General features: G+C 73.5%; 14 protein-coding genes. 6 read left to right on the top strand and 8 right to left on the bottom strand.

Annotated features, from left to right (window positions below):
• The first annotated feature begins 141 nt into the window (after nucleotides 1–141).
• From bchO to BKE41_RS10475, 5 genes are all read left to right on the top strand, one after another.
• Nucleotides 142–1,050 (top strand): alpha/beta fold hydrolase BchO, encoded by a 909-nt coding sequence (bchO, locus tag BKE41_RS10495; RefSeq protein WP_070999323.1) that lies wholly within the window; start codon nucleotides 142–144, stop codon nucleotides 1,048–1,050.
• A gap of 101 nt (nucleotides 1,051–1,151) precedes the next feature.
• Nucleotides 1,152–1,937: a gamma-glutamyl-gamma-aminobutyrate hydrolase family protein gene (locus BKE41_RS10490; RefSeq protein ID WP_012318812.1), complete on the top strand. Its 786-nt coding sequence runs from the start codon at nucleotides 1,152–1,154 to the stop codon at nucleotides 1,935–1,937.
• Between the two features lie 294 nt (nucleotides 1,938–2,231).
• Nucleotides 2,232–2,984 (top strand): guanitoxin biosynthesis heme-dependent pre-guanitoxin N-hydroxylase GntA, encoded by a 753-nt coding sequence (gene gntA, locus BKE41_RS10485; RefSeq protein ID WP_024830335.1) that lies wholly within the window; start codon nucleotides 2,232–2,234, stop codon nucleotides 2,982–2,984.
• A gap of 43 nt (nucleotides 2,985–3,027) precedes the next feature.
• Complete coding sequence (locus tag BKE41_RS10480) at nucleotides 3,028–3,624, top strand: urea carboxylase-associated family protein (RefSeq protein WP_012318810.1); 597 nt, start codon at nucleotides 3,028–3,030, stop codon at nucleotides 3,622–3,624.
• A gap of 222 nt (nucleotides 3,625–3,846) precedes the next feature.
• Nucleotides 3,847–5,586 (top strand): cache domain-containing protein, encoded by a 1,740-nt coding sequence (locus BKE41_RS10475; RefSeq protein WP_029359369.1) that lies wholly within the window; start codon nucleotides 3,847–3,849, stop codon nucleotides 5,584–5,586.
• Between the two features lie 102 nt (nucleotides 5,587–5,688).
• Here the strand turns inward: BKE41_RS10475 and BKE41_RS10470 are convergent, their stop codons facing one another.
• The 3 genes from BKE41_RS10470 to BKE41_RS10460 form a co-directional block, all read right to left on the bottom strand.
• Nucleotides 5,689–6,942 carry a cytochrome P450 gene (locus BKE41_RS10470; RefSeq protein WP_070999321.1) on the bottom strand — a complete coding sequence of 418 codons (1,254 nt, stop codon included), beginning with the start codon at nucleotides 6,940–6,942 and terminating at the stop codon, nucleotides 5,689–5,691.
• Nucleotides 6,943–7,050: 108 nt separating this feature from the next.
• The gene (locus tag BKE41_RS10465) at nucleotides 7,051–8,322 is read right to left on the bottom strand and encodes an FAD-dependent oxidoreductase (RefSeq protein WP_059409500.1); all 1,272 of its coding nucleotides are present in this window, start codon (nucleotides 8,320–8,322) and stop codon (nucleotides 7,051–7,053) included.
• The gene (locus tag BKE41_RS10460; protein ID WP_020095273.1) at nucleotides 8,322–8,567 is read right to left on the bottom strand and encodes a ferredoxin; all 246 of its coding nucleotides are present in this window, start codon (nucleotides 8,565–8,567) and stop codon (nucleotides 8,322–8,324) included. The genes BKE41_RS10465 and BKE41_RS10460 overlap by 1 nt, the downstream gene beginning before the upstream one ends.
• A gap of 241 nt (nucleotides 8,568–8,808) precedes the next feature.
• On the opposite strand from BKE41_RS10460, the gene BKE41_RS10455 reads away from it, so the two are divergent.
• Nucleotides 8,809–9,420: a hypothetical protein gene (locus tag BKE41_RS10455; RefSeq protein ID WP_245295941.1), complete on the top strand. Its 612-nt coding sequence runs from the start codon at nucleotides 8,809–8,811 to the stop codon at nucleotides 9,418–9,420.
• Here the strand turns inward: BKE41_RS10455 and BKE41_RS10450 are convergent.
• The 5 genes from BKE41_RS10450 to BKE41_RS10430 all read right to left on the bottom strand — a co-directional run bounded on the left by BKE41_RS10450 (nucleotide 9,387) and on the right by BKE41_RS10430 (nucleotide 15,144).
• A complete protein-coding gene (locus BKE41_RS10450) occupies nucleotides 9,387–11,159 on the bottom strand; it encodes a class I adenylate-forming enzyme family protein (protein ID WP_070999320.1) in 1,773 nt (590 codons plus the stop codon). The two genes, BKE41_RS10455 and BKE41_RS10450, sit on opposite strands and share 34 nt — an antisense overlap.
• Nucleotides 11,156–11,926 carry an SDR family oxidoreductase gene (locus tag BKE41_RS10445; RefSeq protein WP_063111444.1) on the bottom strand — a complete coding sequence of 257 codons (771 nt, stop codon included), beginning with the start codon at nucleotides 11,924–11,926 and terminating at the stop codon, nucleotides 11,156–11,158. The genes BKE41_RS10450 and BKE41_RS10445 overlap by 4 nt, the downstream gene beginning before the upstream one ends.
• 148 nt (nucleotides 11,927–12,074) lie before the next feature.
• Nucleotides 12,075–12,851: an SDR family NAD(P)-dependent oxidoreductase gene (locus tag BKE41_RS10440; protein ID WP_063111445.1), complete on the bottom strand. Its 777-nt coding sequence runs from the start codon at nucleotides 12,849–12,851 to the stop codon at nucleotides 12,075–12,077.
• A 2-nt stretch (nucleotides 12,852–12,853) separates the two neighbouring features.
• Complete coding sequence (locus tag BKE41_RS10435) at nucleotides 12,854–13,912, bottom strand: phosphotransferase family protein (protein WP_070999319.1); 1,059 nt, start codon at nucleotides 13,910–13,912, stop codon at nucleotides 12,854–12,856.
• On the bottom strand, nucleotides 13,909–15,144 hold the full coding sequence (locus BKE41_RS10430) for an acyl-CoA dehydrogenase family protein (protein ID WP_063111447.1): 1,236 nt from the start codon (nucleotides 15,142–15,144) through the stop codon (nucleotides 13,909–13,911). The genes BKE41_RS10435 and BKE41_RS10430 overlap by 4 nt, the downstream gene beginning before the upstream one ends.
• Nucleotides 15,145–15,343: the final 199 nt, after the last annotated feature.

The following is a 15,343-nucleotide window of genomic DNA, read 5'->3' as shown; positions in this document are numbered from 1 at the left end:
CAGCAATCGGTCTCCGCTCACCGGTGGCATGCGGCCGCCGCATGGGATTGTTCAGTGTTACGAAATACTTCCGGCCATGAACGATAGCGCCGCCGCCTCCCCCGGATCGCCCGGCGATGCCGCAGTGCAGGATACGGGCCCATGCTGACCGGTCTCGACGCGGAGCGGCCGAACTGGGCCGTGGAGGGCCGGGACTGGCCCCATCGGGAGGCGAGCCGCTTCGTGGAGGCGGCCGGCCTGCGCTGGCACGTCCAGGAATTCGGGTCTCCGGACGCCCCGACATTGCTGCTCCTGCACGGGACCGGGGCGGCCACGCACTCGTGGCGCGGGCTGGCGCCGCTCCTCGCGCGGGACTTCTTCGTGATCGCCCCGGACCTGCCGGGCCACGGCTTCACGGATCCGCTGCCCGACGCTGACCTGTCCCTGCCCGGCATGGCCCGGGCCGTGGCGGGCCTCGTGGCGGCGCTCGGCCGGCCGCCGGCCCTGGCGGCGGGCCACTCGGCCGGCGCCGCCGTCCTCGCGCGGATGTGCCTCGACGGCGCCATCGCGCCCCGGTTGCTGGCGGCCTTCAACGGCGCCCTGGCGCCGCTGCCGGGGGCGGCCAACCTGCTGTTCCCCAGCATGGCGCGGCTGCTGTTCCTCAACCCCTTCACCCCCCGCATCTTCGCCTGGACGGCGGACCGGTCCGCGGCCAAGCGGCTGATCGAGGGGACCGGCTCGCGCCTCGACCCGGAGGGCGTCGACCTGTACCGGCGGCTCTTCGCCCGGGCCGGCCATGTCCGCGGGGCGCTGGGCATGATGGCGAACTGGGATCTCGCCGGGCTGCACCGGGCGCTGCCCGGCCTCGCGACCCGGACCCTGCTGATCGTCGGCGGCGACGACAAGGCGATCCTGCCGGACACCGCCTTCGCGCTGCGCGATCGCCTGCCCGACGCCCGCGTCCGCCTGATCCGCGGGCTCGGCCACCTCGCCCATGAGGAGGCGCCCGAGCGCGTGGCCGAGGTGCTCCGCGCCGAGGCTTCGGACGCGGGTGTGCTGTCGCCGCCGTGAGCCGCATAGGACTGGCGCCGGCCTTGCGTGGGTCGTAGAGCCTGCCGCGGAGCGCGGCGGCCGCCGCGCGGCCAGGACAGGATCGAGGAGCAGCCGGGACGATGACGAGACCCGTGATCGGCGTCATCGGCAACGCGCGCCTGATCGACAGCCGCTTCCCGGCACAGATCGTCGGCGAGAACAACATGCGGGCGGTCGCCGCGGTGGCCGGCGCCCTGCCGCTGATGTTCGCCGCCGTCCCGGCGATCACCGACCTCGGCGACCTCCTCGACACCGTGGACGGCGTCCTGCTCACCGGGGGCCGCGCCAACGTCCACCCGGCGCGCTTCAACACCGAGCCCTGCGCGGCGCACGAGCCCTACGACGAGGATCGCGACGCCGTGGCGCTGCCGCTGATCGAGGCCTGCGTGGCGCGCGGCGTGCCGCTGTTCGGCATCTGCCGCGGCTTCCAGGAGATGAACGTCGCCTTCGGGGGCAGCCTGCACCCGGAGATCCGCGATCTGCCGGGCCGGCTCAACCACCGCATGCCGCGCCTCGAGAACGGCGAGATCCACCCGGACCTGGAACTGATCTTCGCCGACCGTCACGAGGTCAGGCTGGCGCCCGGGGGCACCTTCGCCCGCCTCCTGGAGCGCGAGACGATCCGGGTGAACTCCCTGCACGGCCAAGGTATTCTGGAGCCGGGCGGGCGGATCGTGGTCGAGGGCATCGCCGAGGACGAGACGGTCGAGGCGATCCGCGTCCGCGACGCGGCGGACTTCGCGCTGGGCGTGCAGTGGCACGCCGAGCACGACCCGGCGACCAACCCGATCAACCGCGCCCTGTTCGAGGCCTTCGGGGCCGCCGCGGCGACGCGGCACCGGGCGCGAACGGCCGGGCGGGCCTGAGCTTCCGCCCGGCGGATCGGCCCAGTCCAGGCGGCCCTCGCGGCAGCACAGCGCCGGAGCGGTGCCAGTCCGGCGAGTCTTTCCTGCCTTAACCTATGTTTATCCGGCACGCCTGATCCACGGAATATTGGCTGATCGGCGGAGCACAACTTACCCGCGTTCAGCCGGATTCACCCTGTCCCCCGGACGACCTGTCGCAGGACGGAACAGCGGCCGCCCGGTGGTGTTGCCGGAGTCCCGAACAGCGGCCGCCTCGCGTCGAGGCCGGCCGCACAGAGACCGGGCAGGACCCGCATGCATCTCCCCCGCGACGACCGAGAGCACCCCCGTGCCGAGGCCTTCCGCGACTTCATCCGGAATCCGCCCTTCCCCTGCGTGGGCGCCAAGTCGGCCCTGTCCCGCGGGCGGATGCGGATCGTGGTGGCCCGGGACATCACCTCGGGTTGGGACGACATGCGGATCTACCCGGCGCTGCTCGCCTTCGTGGCGCAGTACCGCGCGCAGCCCGACCTGTTCCAGAGTTTCGCGGTCGTGTTCGAGGGTCCGGGCGATCTCTCGGAGGAAGCGTTCGAGCGGAATCTCTGGGCGCGCGCGCAATCCCTGACCGACAAGGATGCCTGGCTCGGTCAGCCCCACGATGCCCGCGTGGCCGAGGATCCCGACAACCCGCACTTCTCCCTGAGCTTCGGCGGCGAGGCGTTCTTCGTGGTCGGGCTGCACCCGCAGGCGAGCCGGCCGGCGCGGCGCTTCTCGTCGCCGGTCCTGGTCTTCAACCTGCACGCGCAGTTCGAGCGGCTGCGGGCGGAGGGGCGCTACGAGAAGCTGCGCGCCGCGATCTTGGAGCGCGACGAGGCCCTCGCCGGCAGCGTGAACCCGATGCTGGCGCGCCACGGCGAGGCCTCGGAGGCGCGCCAGTACAGCGGCCGCGCGGTCGACGCGGACTGGCGCTGCCCGATGAAGGGCCGACCGGCACCGGCCCCCGAGGCGCGGGACTGGCACCCGCCGGTCCTGCCCTTCGACCGCGGCCTGCCGGGCAGCGGCGCCTGAGCCGGTCGGATCGCGGGCCTCGAACGGAGTGAGCCAACCCACCATGTGCCAAGACGACGTGCAGACGATCGAGCCGCGCTCCGGCGTCGCCTTCACCCTCGAGCGGGGTCAGCGCCTCACGGTGATCGACCCGTGCGGGGAGCAGGTGGCCGACCTTCTCGCCTTCAACCGCCACGATACGGGGGAGGTGATCTCGTCGGGCCGGACCCTCGACTACGCCAGCCGGATCTACCTGACCACCGGTGACCCGCTCTACTCGAACCGCTCCAACATCCTGCTGCGGATCGTCGAGGACACGGTGGGGCGGCACGATTTCCTGCTGACGCCGTGCTCGTCCGACACGTTCCGCATCATCTACGGCGACACGAACCCGCATCGCGGCTGCTTCGGCAACCTCGCGGCGGCGCTCGCCCCCTACGGCATCGCGCCGGACGCGATCCCGGTGGCGTTCAACTGCTTCATGAACGTGCCGGTCGACGGCGCGACCGGGGCGCTCACCGTGGCGCCGCCCCTCAGCCGGGCAGGGGACCGGATCGTGTTCGTGGCCGAGACCGACCTGATCATCGGGCTCACCGCCTGCTCCGCCCTGCAATCCAACAACGGCAGCTTCAAGCCGATCCACTACAGCGTCAGCGCGTAGCTGCAGGCCGTCAAACGGCCCGGCCCGGCCCCGATACTAATCTGTGTAAACCTCTAGACTGAACCGCATTCGCTGACTTGGCACCGATATTCGCCTCCGAAGTGCCGGCTAACGGCCTCACATCTTTGCGATTTACTAACCCGATTGCACGACGCTGATGCGGTGCAGCGCCGACGGCGAGTCCATGCCGGCCGGCCGAACGCCTCCTCTTCCGGTGCTCGGATGACCCCCACGCAGACCAGCCGCCCGCCCGCCGACCGTGCCGCGCCGTGGCAGGGCCTCGCCGATCTCCGGCTTCGCCACAAGCTCGCGGCCGTGATGGCCCTGGTGCTCCTGGCCATCGGCGCCCTCAGCGCCCTGAGCTTCGTCGACATGCGCGGCTCGGCGCTCGAGGACCGCGCCCTGATGACCAAGCGCCTGACCGAGGTCGCGCAGAGCCTGCTCGTCCACTACGAGGCGCAGGCCCGGACGGGCCAGATGCCCGTCGCCGAGGCGCAGAAGGCCGCGCTCGCGGCGATCACCGCCCTGCGCTTCGGCAGCGAGGACTACTTCTTCGTCCTCGACGCCCAGGGCCACCTGATCGCCAACGCCTTCAACGCCAAGAACGTCGGCAAGCAGGTGCTGGACCAGACCGACGTCCCGGGCGGGAAGCGCTACTTCGCCGAGATGGTCGAGACCGCCAAGCGCGACGGCTCCGGCTTCGTCGACTACATGAAGCCGCGCGCCGGCGGGTCCGTGCCGGTGGAGAAGGTCGCGAGCGTGCAGATGTTCAAGCCGTGGGGCTGGATCGTCGCCACCGGCCTGTACCGCGACGACGTCCACGCGGCCGTGCGCGACCGGGCGATCACCCTCGGGCTCTGGTCGGCCGGCCTCGCCCTGCCGATCCTGGCGCTGCTCCTGCTCGTCGGCAACGGCCTGTCGCGCCCGATCACCCGCCTGACCGCGGCGATGCGCGGCCTCGCGGACGGCGACCTCGCGGTGACGGTCGCCGACCAGCGCCGCGGCGACGAGGTCGGCGCCATGGCGCGCGCCGTCCAGGTGTTCAAGGACGCCCTGATCGCCAAGCGCGCGGCCGACGCGGCCGCCGTGACGGAGAGCGAGGCGAAGATGCGCCGCGCCCAGATGCTGGACGACGTCACCGCCCGGTTCGATGCGCAGGTCAGCGCGCTGACGCAGGGCCTGTCGGCGGCCGCGGTGGAGATGGAGGCCACGGCCCGGGAGATGACGCGCACGGCCGCGCGGACCACCGACCAGTCGGTGCGCGTCGCCGCGACCTCCGAGCAGACCTCCAGCAACGTGCAGACCGTGGCGGCGGCCAGCGAGGAGATGGCCGCCTCGATCAACGAGATCGCGTCCCGCGTCGCCCAGTCCTCCGCGATGGCCGACCGGGCCGGCACGGACGTGGCTCAGACCAACGCGCTGATGCAGGTGCTCTCCCGCGGCACGGACCAGATCAGCGAGGTGATGGGCCTGATCGCCGGGATCGCCGGGCAGACCAACCTGCTGGCCCTCAACGCCACCATCGAGGCCGCGCGCGCCGGCGAGGCGGGCAAGGGTTTCGCCGTGGTGGCGGGCGAGGTGAAGGCACTGGCCTCGCAGACCGCCCGGGCGACCGAGACCATCGCGACGCAGATCGCGGCCATCCAGAACGAGACGCGGCAGGCGGTGGAGTCGATGCGGACGATCGGGGGCACGATCGAGGAGATGCGCACGGTCGCGCTCAGCGTGGCCGCCGCCATGGAGGAGCAGGGCGCGGCGACGAGCGAGATCGTCCGCAACGTCACGCAGGCGGCGCAGGGCACCCAGGCGGTGAGCACCGACATCGCCGACGTCCGGCAGGCGGCCCGCGAGACCGGCGCGGCCTCCGATCAGGTGCTGAGCGCCGCGCAGGAACTGGCCCGCTACTCGACGAGCCTAGGCCAGGAGGTCGCGACCTTCCTCGCCGCCGTGAAGGCCGCCTGACAGCGGAGCGCCGGGCCGGCCGGGGCGGGCTGAGGCGGCGACCCGGCCGCAGATCGTCCGGCCCCCCGTCTCGGCGGCCGCCCGGCCTCGCGGCCCCTCGGCTCACGCGATCCCGTCGATCGCCACCCGCAGGTGCTCCGGACCGCGCAGGGCGGCGCCCGGCCGGTAGGGCGGCGGGTCCTCGATGAGGCGCGGCGCCTTCAGCCGGCGGGCGAGGGCGGTGAGCGCCGCCTCGGCCTCGAACCGGGCGAGCGGCGCGCCCACGCAGTAGTGCAGGCCGCCGCCGAACCCGAGATGGCGGGTTCCGGCGCGGTCCGGGTCGAACCGGTCGGGATTGGGGAAGACGGCCGCGTCGCGGTTGCCGGAGGCCAGCAGCAGCACGAGATCGGCCCCCTCGGGGACCGTGACCCCCGCGATGTCGATGGGCGACAGGGTCCGCCGCGTCCGGAACTGCACCGGCGGCTCGTAGCGGAGCAGCTCCTCGATCAGCCGCGGGGCCCGGAGCGGATCCTGCCGCAGGCGCTCCAGCTCGTCCGGATGCCGCAGCAGGGTCAGCAGGCCGTTGGTGATCAGGTTCACGGTGGTCTCGTGCCCGGCGACCAGCATCAGGATCGAGGTGGCGATCAGGTCGTAATCGCCCATCTTCACGCCGGCCGGGGTGGCGTGGTTGGCGAGGCCCGACAGCATGTCGTCCTGCGGGTGCCGGCGCTTCTCCTTGATCAGGTCGCCCATGTAGCCGCCGATCGCGTCGAAGGTCCGGCTGTTCGCCGCGCGGATCTCGGGGTCCGACAGGCTGTCGGGCTCCAGCGCGGTGGCGAGCTGGGTCGCCCAGCCGTGGAATTTCGGCTCGTCCTCCCGGGGCACGCCGAACAGCTCGCAGATCACCGTCACGGGCAGCGGGTAGGCGAGGTCGTCGACCGCGTCGATCTCCCGGGCACCGCATTTCTCGTCGAGCAGGTCGGCCACCAGCCGGTCGGAGCGGGCGCGCATCGCCTGGACGCGCTCGCGGGAGAACTGGTGCATCACCGCCGAGCGCAGCGCGTCGTGGTCCGGCGGGTCGCGGAAGATGAAGACCCGGTGCCGGTCCATCATCCAGTCCTTGAGCGGCTTCACGATCAGGTCGGTGAGGGGGTTGCCGGTGCGGGGCCGGTCGGCCGGCGGCAGGGTGTCGGAGCTGACCCGCGGGTCCTGCAGCAGGCGCGCGATGGTGCCGTGGCTCGCCGCCACCCACGTGCCCGCCTCGGTGCCGTCATCCTGGCGCGAGACGGGATTCTCCCGCAGCTTCGCGTAGACCGGGTAGGGGTTCGGCCGGTTGGCGAAGTCCTTGACCTGATCGAGGAGGGTGGCGTCGGGCATGCGGTCTCCTTCACACTTCGGGACAGATGCCGCGACAGCAAAGGCTTCGCGCATCGTGGCGGTTCCGCATCCGGGTCCGCGTCGTCCGCGCGACGCGGTCGGGCGGTCCTAGGCGAAGCCCGGCTCGAAGACCGTGACGCCCTTCGGTCGGTCGGTCGCGGCGCCCTCGGGCGGGAACGGCGCGCGGGCCTCGACCAGCTCGGCATGGGCCGGCAGCCAGCGGGCGGAATCCACCGAGACCGCCGCGATGCAGCGCCCCGCGCGGCCGTAGGTGGCGACGAACCGGCCGGCGGCCGCGTCGCCCTGCGTGATCGCCACCGCGTCGGCGCCCTCGGTCAGGCCGACGGACTTCACCACGAGGTCGCCCTGCGTCGACCAGAAGGTCGGCAGGGCGCCGTAGGGCGCCCCGGGCTCCGCGCCGGCGAGGAGCCGGCCGGCATGGACGCCCTGCGCCACCGCGTGGCTCCAGTGCTCCAGGGCGACGCGCCGGCCGTCGTAGAGCGGGTGGGGAAAGCGCGCCACGTCGCCGGCGGCGGCGATGCGCGGGTCGGGCCTGCCGTCGGTATCGAGGACGTGGCCGCGGGCGTCGCAATCGACCCCGCCCGGATCCGCCGACAGGCCGGCCCCGTCGAGCCACTCGGTGTTGCGCACGGCCCCCAGGGCGATGACGGCGATGTCGGCCGCGAGGCTGCTGCCGTCGACGAGATGGGCGCGAACCAGCCGGCCGTCCCGGCCCTCCAGCCACTCGACCTCGCGGCCGCACCGCAGCGCGACGCCGTGGCCCTCGTGGATCGCGCCGATGAACGCCCCGACGGTGCTGCCGAGGACGCGGCCCAGCGGCGTCGGGCCCGGCTCGACCAGGGTGACCGGCAGGTCGAGCTGCCGGCACAGGCTCGCGACCTCGCAGCCGATGAAACCGGCGCCGATCACCAGCACGTGCTTCGGGCCGGCGGCCAGCGCCCGCCGCAGGGCGGCGGCGTCGTCCCGCCCGCGCAGGGTGAAGACGCCGGCGAGGCGGCCCTCGTGCGGATTCGCCCAGGGCCGGGCGCGGGTGCCGGTGGCGATGAGCAGGCGGTCGTAGGGGAGGATCCGCCCGTCCGCGAGGCTGACCGTGCGCGCCTGCCGGTCGAGGCGCTGCGCCGCGCTGCCGAGCTGCCACTCCGCCGCGAGGGCGCCGATTCCCGGCAGGGTCGTGGCCTCCGCCGGGATCGCGCCGGTGAGGACGTGCTTCGAGAGCGGCGGCCTGTCGTAGGGAAAATGGGGCTCGTCGCCGACGATCGTCAGCGGGCCGGAGAAGCCCGCTTCGCGCAAGGCCTCGGCCCCGCGCAGCGCCGCGAGGCCGGCGCCCACGATCAGGACACGCCCGGGCTCCCACGCCATCAGGCGCCCCGCTCCGGATCCTCGACCCGGATCGCCTGGACCGGGCAGGCGACGCGCGCCCGCTCGATGTCGTCCCGGTCCCGCGCGGCGGGGGCGGGATCGTAGAACAGCGCCTCGTGCCCCTCGATGCGGAAGTGCCGCGGCGCCGCGTAGCAGCACTGGGCGTAGGCCTGGCACAGGTTGAGGTCGACGCTCACCCGAAGGCCGGGTGGGGGACCGGAGGACGCATCGGCGGGGGCGGACATGGCGGAGCAACCGCGCGCGGCGCCGCGGGTTCCGCGGGCCTTCGTCGCGGGCCTCGGTCGCGGGTTCCATCGCTGGTATCGCCGCCGCCGGTCGTCGGACGGCCCGTCCGCGTCCGGCGCCGGCCGTCATCCGTATTAAACGTGTTTCGGCGATCCTGGTGGAAATGCAGCGACGCGATTCCCCTGCGCGGCGGTTCGATCTATTGTTGCGCTGCCCCGCGGATCTGTCCGAAACCCCGCGATGACAGGAGGGCGCCATGCCGCACGGTGCGCGAACGAGCCTCGCCGCCCTCATGCTGGTCCTGGGGATCGGCGGCGCCTCCGCCGAATCCGTCGCCACGACCTGGACGGACCCGCCGGCCCACAAGGCCGCGTCCCCGAAGGCGCCGGCCGCGGACCCGAAGGCGGCCGCACCGGCGCCGTCCGCCTCGACCCAGGCCGCGACCCCCGCCGCCGCGACCGAGACCCGGGCGGCCCCCGCCCGGAAAGCCTGGCCGCGCGCGCGCGCCGGAGCGAAGACCGCCCGCGCGGCGTCGGCGCCCAAGCGGGTCGACGCCGCGCGCGCGCCGCGTCGCGCCCGCCCGGGACCGTCCGGGGCACCCGCACGCAGGTCGTCGCGGCCGCGCCGCCGCCCCCGGAAGGCTACGCCCGCTACCGGGCCTACAATTACGGGCCGGGCTACGGCTACGGCTACGCGCCGGGTTACGCGTCGGGCTACACCGACGACCGCCTCGACCGCCTCAGCAGCGCCCAGGCCGCCGGCTACGTCGTCGTCCACCGCCGGACGGTGCAGTTCCCCGACGGCCGCACCCTGCGGGTCTATCGCCCGGACGACGAGGGCGAGCCGTTCTGACCTGAACCGGCCGCGAACACCGCCCGCAGGGGCGCCCGCAGGATCTTCCCGGCGGGGTTGCGGGGCAGGAGCCCGTCCCAGATCTCGATCCGCACCGGCACCTTGAACGCCGCGAGCCGCTCGGCCGCGAAGGCGCGGATCGCCTCCGGGCCGGTCTCGGCGCCCTCGGCCAGCACCACGATGGCGCCCGGCTCCTCGCCCAGCGTCGGGTGGGGCACCGGCAGCACCACGGCGTCGATCACGTCCGGATGCGCGTAGAGGGCGTTCTCGACCTCGCAGCAGTAGATGTTCTCGCCGCCGCGGATCAGCATGTCCTTGATCCGGTCGACGATGGTCAGGAAGCCCTCGTCGTCGGTGCGGGCGAGGTCGCCGGTGCGCAGCCAGCCCTCGGAGAGCACCTCCGCGGTGGCCGCCGGGTCGTCCCAGTAGCCGCGGACCACGTTGGGGCCCTTCGCGCAGAGCTCGCCGATGCTGCCCGGCGGCAGCGGCTCCCCGAGGGGATCGACAATCCGCACCTCGCAGACCGGCAAAGGCGGGCCGCAGGATTCCGGGTGGGCGAGGTAATCCTCGCCCTGGTGGTGGGTGAAGGTCGCCGAGGTCTCGGTCATGCCCCAGCCGGTGCCCGGGACGACCCGCGGCAGGGCCTCGCCCAGCGCCCGCACGAGGTCGCCGGCCGCTGGAGCGCCGCCGTAGGTGACGCCCTCGAGGGTCGGCAGGGGCCGGCCGGCCTCCCGGGCCGCGGTGGCGAGCTGCCACGCGATGGTCGGGACGCCGCCCGCGCTGGTGCAGCCCTCGGCCTCGATCAGGTCGAGGGCCGCGTTCGCGTCCCAGCGGTGCATCATCACCAGCCGGTGGCCGCCGTAGAGGGCCGCCCCGAGGCTCGCGTGGCAGCCGGTGACGTGGAACAGCGGGATCACCAGCAGCGCCGCCCGCTGCGGCGCGGCCGGGTCGGGCTTCGGCGGCGCCTCGCCCCGGCGCAGGGCGCTGCGCGCCGCCGAGTAGGGGTAGGCCATCACCGTGGTGGCGGCCGCCCGGTGCGTGCCGACCGCGCCCTTGGGCCTGCCGGTCGTGCCCGAGGTGTAGAACAGGGTCGCGTCGTCCTCCGGGTCGAGGGCGATGTCGGGCAGGGGCAGGTCGGGCAGGGCGCCCCAGTCCCGGACTGGCCCGAGGATGTCGGCGAGCGGCGTCGCCCGGGGGTCCGGCGCCGTCCGCGCGGTGAGGACCCGCTCCAGGGCCGGGCATTCGGGCAGGTGCGGGGCGATGCGGTCGAAGCGCTCGCCGTCGGCGATCAGCACCCGCGCGCCCGAATGCTGCAGGCCGTAGGCGAGTTCGGGCCCGGTCCACCACGCGTTGAGCGGCGTCGCGATGGCCCCGGCGAGCAGCGCGCCGAAATAGCTCACCGGCCATTCGGGCAGGTTGCGCTGCGCGATGGCGACCCGGTCGCCCTTGCGCACGCCGGCCTCGACCAGGGCCCGCGCCAGGGCGGTGGCGGCGCGGGCGAAGCCCGTGAAGGTCACGCGCTCGTCCTGGTAGACCACGAAGGTCTTGTCCCCGTGGCCGCGCGCGATCCGGAACAGATCGCCCAGCGTCGGCGGTGCCTTCTCCCAGATCCGGGTCGGCACACCCCGGATCGGCACCGTGGCGATGGCGAAGGGCGCACCCGGGGCGGTGAGCCGCGCCTCGGCCTCGCGGAAGGGCAGGGCCGGCCAGCCGGCGGGGATGCGGGGATCGGGGCTCATCGGGCGATGGTCACGCCGCCGTCGATCACGAGCGCCTGGCCGGTCACGAACCGGCCGGCCGCCGAGGCCAGGAACACGGCGGCGCCGGCGATCTCGTCGGGCTCGCCGATCCGGCGCAGGGGGGCGGCGTCAGTGGTGGCGGCCAGCATCTCGGGATCCTCCCACAGGGCGCGGGCGAAATCGGTGCGGATCAGGCCCGGGCAGAGGCAGTTCACCCGCACGTTGGCGGGCCCGTACTCCACCGCGTAGTTGCGGGCGAGCTGGAGGTCGGCGGCCTTCGAGACGTTGTAGGCGCCGATCACGGGCGAACCCTTGAGCGCCCCGATCGAGGAGACGATGACGATCGCCCCGTCCCGCCGCGCCACCATGCCGGGGGCGACCATCTGGATCAGCCAGTGGTTCGACAGGACGTTGTTCTCGAGGATCTTTCGGAACTGCGCGTCGGAGATGCCGGCCAGCGGCCCGTAATAGGGATTGCTGGCGGCGTTGCAGACCAGAACGTCGACCGGCCCGAGCCGGCTCTCGGTCTGGGCGACGAGGTGTTCCAGCTCGGCCTTCACCGAGATGCTGGCGGGGATCGCCACGGCCCGGCCGGCGCCGTGGGCGGCCTCGATCTCGGCGACCACCGCCGCGCAGGCCTCGCGCTTGCGCGAGGAGATCACCACGCGGGCGCCGTGCTCGGCCATCCGCAGGGCGATCGCCCGCCCGATGCCCCGGGACGAGCCGGTGATGAGGGCGACCTTGCCGGTCAGGTCGAACAGGGACATGGCGAGACTCTGCGCTGCGTGAAGCGGCGAACGGCTTCCATTCTTGGTTCGCGGATCGTGATGGTCGCGACGCGTCCCCTCTCCCGTGCGGGAGAGCGGACCCGCGCCTCATCCGGCCATCGGTGGGATAGCCCGGAGCCGCCCATCCTCACGCCCCCGCCCGCATCGACCGGCGCAGCCGCGCCATGCCGGCGAGCCAGCGCTCGGGATCCTCGGCCCGGCGGCGGGCGTACTCCGCCACCTGCGGATGCGGCAGGATCAGGAAGTGCCCCGACGCCAGTCCGTCGAGGGCCGCCTCGGCGACGACCTCCGGCGTCAGCACGCCGTCGCGCGACGCGGCGCTGGCTTCCCCCAGCATGGCGGTGTCGACGCCCTGCGGGCACAGGGCGGCGACCCGGATCCCGTCCTCGGCATGGGCGATGGCGATATGCTCCAGGAAGGCGAGCGCCGCGTGCTTGGTGGAACCGTAGGTGGCGCTGCCGATCTGGCTGAGCAGCCCCGCCGCCGAGACCGTGCCGAGGAACGCGCCGCCGCCCCGGGCGCGCCAGAGCGGGACCAGCACCCGCGCCGCGTGGACGTGGCCCATCACGTTCACCGCGAAGGCACGCGCCCAGCTCTCCGGGTCGGCGGAGGTGGCCAGATCCGGATCGGGGTCGCGCTCCAGGATGCCGGCGTTGGAACAGTACAGCGCGACCGGGCCGATCTCGGCCTCGATGCGCCCCAAGATGGCGGCGACCGCCACCGCATCGCCCACGTCGAGGGCGAAGGCCCGGCCGCCGAGTCCCGCCGCCACCGCCTCCGCCCCGGCCCCGTCCCGGTCGAGGGCCACGACCGTCGCGCCCCGCGCCCGTGCGGCTTCCGCGAGCGCCCGGCCGATGCCCCGGGCGGCCCCCGTGACGGCGACGACGCGGCCAGCGAGGTCCATGCTCACGCCCCCGCCCGCTCGGCGAAGCCCCAGGCCGCAGCGGCGAGTTTCGGCACCCGCGCCGCCATCGCGGCGGCGTGCTCGCTCGCGGCGTTGCCGGCCTTGGCGCGGGCCGCCACGCCCTGGAGGATGCCGACCAAGCGGAACAAGTTGTAGGCGAAGTACCAGTCGAGATCGGGCAGGTCTCTGCGATCCGACGCCCGGCAGTAGAGCGCCACCGCCTCGTCCCGCGTGGGGATGCCGAGCGCCTGGAGGTCGAGCCCGCCCAGCCCGCTGCGCCCGTCCGCCGGCAATGCCCACTGCATCAGAAGGTAGCTGAAATCGGCGAGCGGATCGCCCAGCGTCGACAATTCCCAGTCGAGCACGGCGCTGACACCGCCATCTGGCGAAAAAATCAGGTTGTCGAGGCGGTAATCGCCGTGGACCACGCAGGCGCCCTGCTGCTCCGGCACGGTGCGGGGCAGCCACGCGATCAGCCGCTCCACGTCCTCCAGCCGCCCGTCCTCGGCGGCGCGGTATTGGCGGGTCCAGCGGTCGACCTGCCGGGCGAAGTGATTGCCGGGCCGGCCGTAATCGCCGAGCCCCGCCGCCTCCGGGTCGATGGCGTGAAGGCGCGCCAGCGTGGCGATCATGCCCGCGTAGTGGCGGTGGCGGGCGTGGGGATCGAGGCCCGGCAGGGCGCCGTCCCAGTGCACGGCGCCGTCGACCGCCTCCATCACGTAGAAGGCCGCACCGATCACCTCCGGGTCCTCGCACAGCGCGAAGGGGCGCGGCACCGGAAACCCCTCGCCGTAGAGGGCGCCGATCACCCGGAACTCGCGGTCCACGGCATGGGCGGAGGGGAGGAGCGCGCCGAACGGCTTTCGGCGCAGCACGTAGGCCTGACCCGGCGTGTCGAGCCGATAGGTCGGGTTCGACTGGCCGCCGCGGAACTGCTGCACGGTGAGCGGGCCGGCGAAGCCCCGGACGTGCTCGGCCATCCAGGCGGCGAGCTTCGCCTCGTCGATCCGGTGGCGCGGCTCGACCGGCTTCACGCCGGAGAAGATTTCGGCGTCGCTCATGCCCCCTCCCGGGCATTGGTGTAGCGCCCGAATTCCAGCCGGGCGATCGAGCGATTGTGGACCTCGTCGGGCCCGTCGGCGAGCCGCAGGGTGCGGATATGGGCGTACATTTTGGCGAGACCGAAATCCTCCGAGACGCCGGCCCCGCCATGGGCCTGGATGGCGTCGTCGATCACCTTCAGCGCCACCCGGGGCGCCGCGACCTTGATCATGGCGATCTCGAGCTTGGCGCCCTTGTTGCCGACCTTGTCCATCATGTCGGCGGCCTTCAGGCAGAGGAGGCGGGTCATCTCGATGTCGATCCGCGCCTCGGCGACCCGCTGCTCCCAGACCGACTGCTCGCTGATCCGCTTGCCGAAGGCGACCCGGGACACGAGCCGCCGCGCCATGGCCTCCAGCGCCACCTCGGCGGCCCCGACGGTGCGCATGCAGTGGTGGATGCGGCCCGGCCCGAGCCTGCCTTGCGCGATCTCGAAGCCGCGCCCCTCGCCGAGGATGAGGTTCCCGGCCGGGACGCGGACATTCTCCAGCACCACCTCGCCGTGGCCCTTGGGGGCGTCCTCGTAGCCGAAAACCGGGAGCAGGCGCTCGACCCGCACGCCCGGCGTGTCCATGGGCACGAGGATCTGCGATTGCTGCCGGTGGCGGGGGGCCTCCGGGTCGGTCTTGCCCATCAGGATCGCGATCCGGCAGCGCGGGTCGCCGACGCCGGTCGACCACCATTTGCGGCCGTCGACGACGTAGTGGTCGCCGTCCCGGCGGATCGACGTGCTGATGTTGGTGGCGTCCGAGGAGGCGACCTCCGGCTCGGTCATCAGGAAGGCCGAGCGGATCTCCCCCGCCATCAGCGGCTTGAGCCAGCGATCCTTCTGGGCCGCGGTGCCGTAGCGGTGCAGCACCTCCATGTTGCCGGTATCGGGCGCCGCGCAGTTGAACACCTCCGAGGCGATCCCGACCCGGCCCATCTCTTCGGCGCACAGCGCGTAGTCGAGGTTGGTCAGGCCGGCGCCGCGATACGCGTCGGTGTCGTGCTCGGGGGAGGGCGGCAGGAACAGGTTCCACAGGCCCTCGGCCCGGGCCTTCTCCTTCAGCCGCTCCATGGTGGGCGAGGGATCGCGGCTCTCCGCGCGCTCGGCCGCCACCGCGGCGGCGGCCGGCAGGATCGCGTCTTCGATGAAGGCGCGGACGCGGGTCAGCCAGTGGGTCTGGGAGGGGGAGAGGGTGAAATCCACGGTGTCCGCTCCCTAGGGTTTCTCTGCCGGGCGAGCGCACCGAGCTTGCATGCGCCGGCTGCCCGCCTTCCCGTTGCCTTCACCCACGGCGCGACGCGCCCCCTCTCCCGTGCGGGAGAGGGTTGGGGTGAGGGACGAGAAGCCACAGGATCGAGCCCGCCCTTGTCGCGCAGTCAGATCGAGCCCTCTCTGGACAGAC

Source organism: Methylobacterium sp. C1 (assembly GCF_001854385.1).
Taxonomy (GTDB): domain Bacteria; phylum Pseudomonadota; class Alphaproteobacteria; order Rhizobiales; family Beijerinckiaceae; genus Methylobacterium; species Methylobacterium radiotolerans.
This window is presented reverse-complemented; position numbering and strand designations above follow the sequence as displayed.

Bases quoted from the DNA above. Each gene is read 5' to 3' on its own strand.
- bchO (WP_070999323.1), top strand. From the start codon at position 142: ATGCTGACCGGTCTCGACGCGGAGCGGCCGAACTGGGCCGTGGAGGGC.
- BKE41_RS10490 (WP_012318812.1), top strand. From the start codon at position 1,152: ATGACGAGACCCGTGATCGGCGTCATCGGCAACGCGCGCCTGATCGAC.
- gntA (WP_024830335.1), top strand. From the start codon at position 2,232: ATGCATCTCCCCCGCGACGACCGAGAGCACCCCCGTGCCGAGGCCTTC.
- BKE41_RS10480 (WP_012318810.1), top strand. From the start codon at position 3,028: ATGTGCCAAGACGACGTGCAGACGATCGAGCCGCGCTCCGGCGTCGCC.
- BKE41_RS10475 (WP_029359369.1), top strand. From the start codon at position 3,847: ATGACCCCCACGCAGACCAGCCGCCCGCCCGCCGACCGTGCCGCGCCG.
- BKE41_RS10470 (WP_070999321.1), bottom strand. From the start codon at position 6,942: ATGCCCGACGCCACCCTCCTCGATCAGGTCAAGGACTTCGCCAACCGG.
- BKE41_RS10465 (WP_059409500.1), bottom strand. From the start codon at position 8,322: ATGGCGTGGGAGCCCGGGCGTGTCCTGATCGTGGGCGCCGGCCTCGCG.
- BKE41_RS10460 (WP_020095273.1), bottom strand. From the start codon at position 8,567: ATGTCCGCCCCCGCCGATGCGTCCTCCGGTCCCCCACCCGGCCTTCGG.
- BKE41_RS10455 (WP_245295941.1), top strand. From the start codon at position 8,809: ATGACAGGAGGGCGCCATGCCGCACGGTGCGCGAACGAGCCTCGCCGC.
- BKE41_RS10450 (WP_070999320.1), bottom strand. From the start codon at position 11,159: ATGAGCCCCGATCCCCGCATCCCCGCCGGCTGGCCGGCCCTGCCCTTC.
- BKE41_RS10445 (WP_063111444.1), bottom strand. From the start codon at position 11,926: ATGTCCCTGTTCGACCTGACCGGCAAGGTCGCCCTCATCACCGGCTCG.
- BKE41_RS10440 (WP_063111445.1), bottom strand. From the start codon at position 12,851: ATGGACCTCGCTGGCCGCGTCGTCGCCGTCACGGGGGCCGCCCGGGGC.
- BKE41_RS10435 (WP_070999319.1), bottom strand. From the start codon at position 13,912: ATGAGCGACGCCGAAATCTTCTCCGGCGTGAAGCCGGTCGAGCCGCGC.